Raw genomic sequence first — 6,968 nt, forward strand, 5'->3', positions numbered from 1 at the left:
TTGGTGAGAATGGCCCGGAGCTTGAAGCTACCGGCCCGTCGCGTATTTTCAACGCCAGCCAGACCCGTTCGATGCTGGGCGGCGGTGGTAACGCTGATGTTGTCGCGGAGCTGCGCGAGGTCCGGCGAGAGTTGGCCGAGTTGAAGGCTGACTCGCAGCGAACTGCCGCAGCAACAGAGAAGTCGGCGAACAGTGGTGACCAGTTGGCCAAGCAGTTTAACAACGTCAGTTCCGGTGGAAACGCAGTCAGAATGAAAGCGGTGCCCGCATGAGCCAACCCTGTAGCGTCCTGGCGCCGGTAGCGATTACCGGCGCGATGATCATTAGTTCTACCGTGCCCGAGACCGATTACGGGGTCTACAACGCTGCCACGTCGTACACGATCGGGCAGCGCTGCATCAGCACCGTCACCCATCGGATTTACGAGAGCGTGTCTGCTTCGGCCAACGTCGGGCACGACCCTACTGATCTGATCAACCAGTTCGGCGCGGTGCCGTGGTGGGTCGATCAGGGGCCGACGAATCGATGGGCGCTGTTCGACGCGTTTGTATCGACGCAGTGCGTCATCGCGTCGCCGCTGACCATCGTCCTGCAGCCTGGCAGTTTCAATGCTGTCGCCTTGTTCGGCCTGGATGCCGACGCCTTGAGCATCACTGTCCTGGATGCCCCAGGGGGTAGCGCTATCTACAGCTACGCTGGCCCCCTCGAGGCATCTCAGCCGGCCGACTACTACGAGTACTTCTTCGACCGGTTCAAGCCGCAGACCGACTTCCTCGCGACGGGCTTGGAAGCCTTCAACAACGCGCAGATCACGATCACGCTCACAAAGGTGACAGGGCCTGTGAAATGCGGGCTGATCGCCTTGGGTGACATGAAGCCGATCGGGCTGACAGAATACGGCGCCAAAGTGACGCCGAATAGCTACAGCTTTATCGACGTTGACCGATTCGGACGCACCACAATTACGCCCGGTGCAAACACGACCGATATGGCCTTGACCGCGAAGCTTGGAATAGCCGAAGCAAACACGGTCCACGCCACATTGAAAAGCGTTCAGGCGGTCCCGTGCGTGTGGATTGCCACAGACCTTACCGACTACTCGCCTCTCAGAGTATTCGGGCTTGGCACGCCCGCGCTGTCCTACGACGGCCCTGACGAATGTACCGTAACCCTTGATGTGAAAGGCTTTATCTGATGGCTATCCAAATTCCGCCGACAATTACACCCGTCCCGACACCCGCAATCCAGCGCGGAGATCGAACGACGTTTTCGTCCCGAGTCGATGCATTTGTCAACTGGTTGGTTGCTGGAGCTTCGCAATTTGGGGCAGTTGCTACCAATGTGTATAACAATGCGGTTGATGCTGCGGCGTCTGCGACTTCGGCACTATCGAACAGAGGCCTAACGCAAGCGGCTGCGGACGCCGCTGAAAGTTATCGTACCCAAGCGAAGAATTCTGCGGACGCCGCAGCAGCCAGCGCCACAACCATCGGCACCACCGCTGCATTCTCGGATGCGAATCCGGTGGTAAAAGGCAGCGCCGATATCACCAAGCAACTGAAATTCGAAGTCGATGGCTTTACAACCGGAACTACGCGTACCGTCACTATCCCAAATAAAAGTGGAACGCTGGCGATGTTGGAGGATACAGGAATGCGCCTGATAGGCGGGCCGTACACCCCAGCTGCTACGGCAACTTTGGATTTCGCCAGTATTTTCACCGGTGAGTGGGATTGGGTTGAATGCTTTATGCACGACATTATGCCGTTAGCAAATGGCGAGTCTCTTTTCATGCGTTTTTTTGTGGGGGGGGTGATTAACACATCTACGGTATATGGCACGGTAGTCGACAACAACAATAATGCAATGGCTCTGTCTAATGTATCGCTTGCGACCACTGTGAGTGGTTCCTCCACCGTCGCCACCTACCCGCACACTGGGCTCTCGACGCGTATTTGTATTCGCAACATTAATAGCGCCACGCGCATGAAGACCGGGGAAAGCAATGCACTTTTTGTTGGTGGCGGCGGCCAATCTGGCGGCGTCTACAACGAAAGAAAAAACTTCGGTTTTACTGGTGGCGCTATAACCGGACTACGCTTTTTTTGGTCGGGTGGGACAACCTTTCTTCCGCAAGGCACCGTCCGTTTTTACGGCTACAAGAACGCATAAGGCCAATATGAATATCTGTGAACTCAACCCCGTCACCGGCGAGATGATGACGCGCCCCGCGACGCCCGATGAAATTGCCCAGCGCGAGCTTGATATCGCTGCCGCCGCCATGCCGGTGGTGCCGGCATCCGTGCCGATGCTGAACGCACGCCTGGCGCTGGGCGCGGCCGGCCACATGGCTGCCGTGAAGGCTTTTGTCGACGCGATGCCAGGCGTCGACGGCGACCAGGCGCGCACGTACCTTGAATACGCGCAGAACGTGCGCCGTGACCACTGGCTGGTCGAGGGCATCCGCCAGGTGCTCAAGCTGACGCCGGCCGACATCGACGCCCTGTTCATCACCGCTGCGACCATCGACTGATCCTGCGCACTCCAGTGCTGGCCGCCTTCGGGCGGCTTTTTTATTGCTTGCTCACCACCTTCTGCGAGAACCTCATGGCCCACCCACCACCCCCACCACCAGCAAGAATCATAGACTTGCAGCTTCCTCTTACATGGCTTCTGTCCTCCGTTGCCGCGATCATCGGCTTCCTCGCGGCAATGGTCTGGAGCGTCGCCGGACAATCCAACAAACTCGATCAGCTGATCATGAACACGGCCAAGCTGGAAAAGCGCGTCGACGAGCGCGACAGCCGCCTGGACATGGTCAAGGAAGCGCAGTACGAGCTTCGCCGCGTCAACGACGGCCTGGCCATGCGTGTCGACGCGCTGGAAAGGTCGAGCCGCAAATGAGATTGCTCCCTGAATGGCGCACCGTGCTGCGCAAGGCCTGGAGCGTGAAATTCAACGTGGCAGCCACCGTATTCGGCGCGGCCGAGGTGGCCGTGGCCATCTGGCAGCCGGCCGGTGTGCCGAACGGCATGTTCGCCGGCGGCGCCGCGGCGGTCTCCATTTTCGCAAATGTGTCGCGCCTCCTGGCGCAGAAAGAACTCCATGGTAACGACAAATAAGCAGCGCGCCGGCTGGGCGGCGATCGCGCTCACGATGGTGGCCGGCTTCGAAGGGCTGCGCCAGGCGGCATACCTGGACCCGGTCGGCATTCCCACGATCTGCTTCGGCGAAACCAAGGGCGTGCACATGGGCCAGCGCGCGACGCTCGAGCAGTGCAAGGGCATGCTGGCCGCGTCGCTGCAGCTGGCGAACCACGCGGTCGATGACTGCATTCGGGCGCCACTGCCAGATTACCGGCGCGCCGCGCTGGTCAGCTTCGCCTACAACGTCGGCCAGACCAATCTGTGCGGCTCCACGCTGGCGCGCAAGCTGAACGCCGGTGACATTGCGGGCGGCTGCGACGAGCTGCTGCGCTGGACGCTTGCCAAGGGCATCAAGCTGCCGGGGCTGGTGAAGCGGCGCCATGCCGAGCGCAACATGTGCCTCGTGGGTGCAGAGTGAGCGCCGTCGAAACGCTGGCCGCCAGCGTCAAGGGCGGGCTGTGGCAGATCGCGGCCATCGTGCTGCTTGTGGTGCTGATCGTGGTGGTGTCAGCAGGCGGTACCGGCTGGTGGATGATCGCCAGTGCGCGCGACCAGGCGCTGGCCGACCTCAAGGACGAGCAGGCTGCCAGCGCCGCCCTGCGCCTCGCTATCGAGCGGCAGAACGGCGTTGTGACTGCCGCCGGCGCCGCCAAGTTGGAGGCCGACGCACGCGGCCAGGCCGCCCAGCAGCAGGCCGCTGTCGCTGGCCGGCGCTTCGACGCCGCGCTGGCCAAGGTTGCCGGCGCACGCGCCACCACCTGCGACGAGGCCATGCCGACCGTTGACCTGATTTTGGAGGCTACCCGATGAAACTTTCGAAATTTCGAAATTTCGATTTTCCGCAATTTTTTGGCAGATTCCGGCGCTGGCCTGCTGGCGACACTAAAACAGGACGAAACCCGCATGGATACTCACTCTTGGCCGGCCACCTGTTGATCGGACTCGTGTTATTGCTTTCTGCCTGCGCTGGCCCGGCGCCGGTCGTGCAAGAGGTCAAGGTGCCGGTTTACCGCCCATGCGTGACGGCGGCACCGGCTCGGCCGACGTTCGCAACGCGCACCCTGGCGCCGGATGCCAGCAACGGCGAGAAGATCCTGGCACTGGCGCGCGACCTGCCGGTGCACCTCAAGTACGAGGCGCAACTGGAGGCCGTGATCGCGGGGTGCTTGTGAGCGAGGCGGCGGGATACAAAACTATATTAGGTTCACCATGAAAAGTGTAACCCGTAAGGAATATAGCGGCTGGTCCCATACTTAAAGCTATACAAGCCCTTGAGGGGGTTGACGTGTATATTGTCAACAATCATCGCAGCACTAGGGCCACCGTCCAGCCTCAGAGCGCCGTTTGCTCCAAATATCGTAAATAGAGAGCATAACTCGCTTGCACTTGTTTCACCATCGGAGGTTGATGATACTAGCATCATAAATCCTGGTCCCGCCCCTACTGCGGACCAACGACTTGTTGTCGTATCACCAGAGCATACATTGCCATTTTTTAGAACGGAAGTTGAAGAACTGACTACTGTTCGGGCATAGAGGTAGGTAAAGTTCGATTTATATGCCTCCGCAAACCCAGGGTTTTCCGCCAAATTCGCAAAATGCGCCATTACTAATTTATTGCCATCGTTGGTGTCATCGGCGTAAACACGGAAGCCGCCTCCTGGAACATTGTTAGCTAATTCTATGCCTTCTGATACCAAAAACCCTTTTGGATATCCACCTTGATTGGGGCCGGTTCCCTCATCACCCTCCCACATAAATCCGTTGATTGCGACGCCACCTACCGGGAGTACAGTAGATAGTCTTCTCAATTCATAATGGTTGTAGTTAGTATTAGGATTCCGAATGACATTGTATGGTATTTTGTATTTGATACGTGGATGAGTAAGATTGATCAATGCAATATGTACAGATGGCTTTAGCTCTTTGCACCACGGTAAATGTACTATGCCTGATGTCGCAGATGCCATTGCATCCTTAATAATTTTCATATTCGTTGGATGGGACAAATGCGCGCTACACGTGGTAGTAATGCCAGCGGCCGTCACTCCCACATTAGGTGTTCGTACTACAGTTACATTTAGTTCTTCGAAAAATGAACTTTTAATATATTCGGTTTTTGATATGGCTTTATCGACCGAGGCGGGCGAGATCTCAGCCTTTTTTGATTCGCTTTCAGTTCCTGGGGACGGTAATGTCAAGACTTGAGGTTGCGTAGACTTCTTAGTAAGTCTTTCTATTCTTCTAGCGCTTATTGATGCTTGTTTTTTTAACGTCACATAAGGGTATATATCGATTGAAGGGAATTGATCTCCTGTATCGTTTACCTGAATGTTAAATATTTCTGGCTCGCTCAGTGCGCCGGCCGGCAGCTTGAAGTTGACTCCGAAATCCAGGTTGACTGTAGCCGCGAAAGCAGGGTTGTAATATATCGACCGGCCGTTTTCGCGTAAAAGATTGCTAGTTGCATTACTCGGTCCGAAAAATTGGTTTTTACCTATGCCGGTGGGTTTTAGGGTAACGAAAATCTCACCCCCGTAAAACCCTTTTTCGATATTTAACGGTCGCGATAATGATATGGATCCGGCGACGTTTCCGCCCTTGATATTTTCGAAAAAAATCTTCTCAATGTTTGAATGTGAAATACTGGAATCCACAATCAAATTTGCAGTACCATTTACGGTAATCCGGCTTGTCGAGGTTGTCGTTATGTTGGGGCGGTAGCATGATGTTTTTGAACATATGACGATACCCCCAATGCGTAATTCTGGTGTGTTGGTAGTAGTTGCTGAGGCGACACTAATCTTCAGGCGACCAATTTCTCTGTCCTGATTTTTAGCTATGTAATCAGGAAGAGGGATGGGATTAAAAGGGAAGCTATCCGCTTTAGCGCTACTGTTGAACATAATCGCGGCAATAGGTGCCAATAAATATACTCTCATAAATTTCCTTTGTGATATTTTTTAGATTTCCTTGCGGGAACTCGCGTGGGTCTCATGCAAAAATGGAGTCGCTGATTAGAGAATTGCGAAATATGAAATATGAAAATTTTCGCAACAGTTCCACTATACGCGTTTCTTATTCTAGAGCCAATAGTTAAGCTTTTTGTATGTTAGAGATTGACCTCTCAGATGTGATAGGTAGCGATTTAATGAATTGTGGTATTCAAAATATAGCGACACCATTCTTGGCCGCTGATCCTGGAGATGCACCGGATAGATGGTCCGGACCGCTCGCCCATGCAGATGGTCAGCGCCGACCTGCTGGCGCACTACCGGCGCTGCGATGCCGAGCACAGCGGCCGAGAAATTTCGTGCTCATTCCATCCTCGTTCACGGGTATCATTTCGAAAACATTTCAGCGAGTAGCGATGAACAAGATGACACCTGGAGAGATTTTCCGATCCGACTTTGCCGATCGACTGCGCTGCATAAGCGCGTTTGCACCGTACAGCAGCAGTCCTACCGCGCTTTCTAAGGCATTTAACGTTCGCTTTCCACGGATGACGATCACTTCGCACGCCGCCAGAAAATGGCTCATAGGCGAGGCGATTCCTACGCAAGAAAAGCTGGTTGCACTTGCGGAATGGTTCAACGTTGACCCTACGTGGCTGCGTTTTGGCGACTCCTCGGGCTCTTCACAATCGTTACCTTTGCAAAAAAATTCCGACCGAATTGAATTCGATCTTCGCTTGCTAACTGAGCCAATTGCAAAACGATTTTTCTGAACTGGCCGACATCAGGAGAGCACAATTTTTCATCGCTTTTTCGTGATGTCGGACGAAATTTGATCGTTTACGGCGGCGGAATCATGGCTAATCTCA

At 55.0% G+C, this 6,968-nt stretch carries 11 protein-coding genes; 10 read left to right on the forward strand and 1 reads right to left on the reverse strand.

All coding sequences use genetic code 11. The features are described 5' to 3' along the window. The 9 genes from F2P46_RS35195 to F2P46_RS35235 form a co-directional block, all read left to right on the forward strand. Window positions 1–272: hypothetical protein (locus tag F2P46_RS35195; protein WP_208296912.1), on the forward strand; the 272-nt coding region annotated here is incomplete at its 5' end. Beyond that, complete coding sequence (locus tag F2P46_RS35200; RefSeq protein WP_166899093.1) at window positions 269–1,195, forward strand: hypothetical protein; 927 nt, start codon at window positions 269–271, stop codon at window positions 1,193–1,195. The genes F2P46_RS35195 and F2P46_RS35200, both read left to right, overlap by 4 nt. Continuing rightward, complete coding sequence (locus F2P46_RS35205) at window positions 1,195–2,172, forward strand: hypothetical protein (RefSeq protein ID WP_166899095.1); 978 nt, start codon at window positions 1,195–1,197, stop codon at window positions 2,170–2,172. The genes F2P46_RS35200 and F2P46_RS35205 overlap by 1 nt, the downstream gene beginning before the upstream one ends. Before the next feature lie 7 nt (window positions 2,173–2,179). Then, a complete protein-coding gene (locus F2P46_RS35210) occupies window positions 2,180–2,533 on the forward strand; it encodes a hypothetical protein (RefSeq protein WP_166899097.1) in 354 nt (117 codons plus the stop codon). Between the two features lie 14 nt (window positions 2,534–2,547). Then, window positions 2,548–2,904: a hypothetical protein gene (locus F2P46_RS35215; protein WP_166899099.1), complete on the forward strand. Its 357-nt coding sequence runs from the start codon at window positions 2,548–2,550 to the stop codon at window positions 2,902–2,904. Further along, window positions 2,901–3,122, forward strand: coding sequence for a hypothetical protein (locus F2P46_RS35220; protein WP_166899101.1), 222 nt, complete (start codon window positions 2,901–2,903; stop codon window positions 3,120–3,122). Before F2P46_RS35215 ends, F2P46_RS35220 begins: the two co-directional genes overlap by 4 nt. Beyond that, entirely contained in the window at window positions 3,106–3,564 is a 459-nt protein-coding gene (locus F2P46_RS35225) for a lysozyme (RefSeq protein ID WP_166899102.1), read from the forward strand. The genes F2P46_RS35220 and F2P46_RS35225 overlap by 17 nt, the downstream gene beginning before the upstream one ends. Continuing rightward, a complete protein-coding gene (locus F2P46_RS35230) occupies window positions 3,561–3,956 on the forward strand; it encodes a hypothetical protein (RefSeq protein ID WP_166899104.1) in 396 nt (131 codons plus the stop codon). The genes F2P46_RS35225 and F2P46_RS35230 overlap by 4 nt, the downstream gene beginning before the upstream one ends. After that, a complete protein-coding gene (locus F2P46_RS35235; RefSeq protein WP_229509590.1) occupies window positions 3,953–4,318 on the forward strand; it encodes a hypothetical protein in 366 nt (121 codons plus the stop codon). The genes F2P46_RS35230 and F2P46_RS35235 overlap by 4 nt, the downstream gene beginning before the upstream one ends. A 32-nt stretch (window positions 4,319–4,350) precedes the next feature. Here the strand turns inward: F2P46_RS35235 and F2P46_RS35240 are convergent, their stop codons facing one another. Further along, window positions 4,351–6,087 (reverse strand): phosphodiester glycosidase family protein, encoded by a 1,737-nt coding sequence (locus F2P46_RS35240; RefSeq protein WP_166899106.1) that lies wholly within the window; start codon window positions 6,085–6,087, stop codon window positions 4,351–4,353. Between the two features lie 167 nt (window positions 6,088–6,254). Between F2P46_RS35240 and F2P46_RS35245 the strand changes: the two genes are divergently transcribed. Next, window positions 6,255–6,872 (forward strand): hypothetical protein, encoded by a 618-nt coding sequence (locus tag F2P46_RS35245; RefSeq protein WP_166899108.1) that lies wholly within the window; start codon window positions 6,255–6,257, stop codon window positions 6,870–6,872. The last annotated feature ends 96 nt before the right edge of the window (window positions 6,873–6,968 follow it).

The sequence above is a fragment of the Massilia sp. CCM 8734 genome, from assembly GCF_011682155.1.
GTDB classification, from domain to species: domain Bacteria; phylum Pseudomonadota; class Gammaproteobacteria; order Burkholderiales; family Burkholderiaceae_D; genus Telluria_A; species Telluria_A rubra.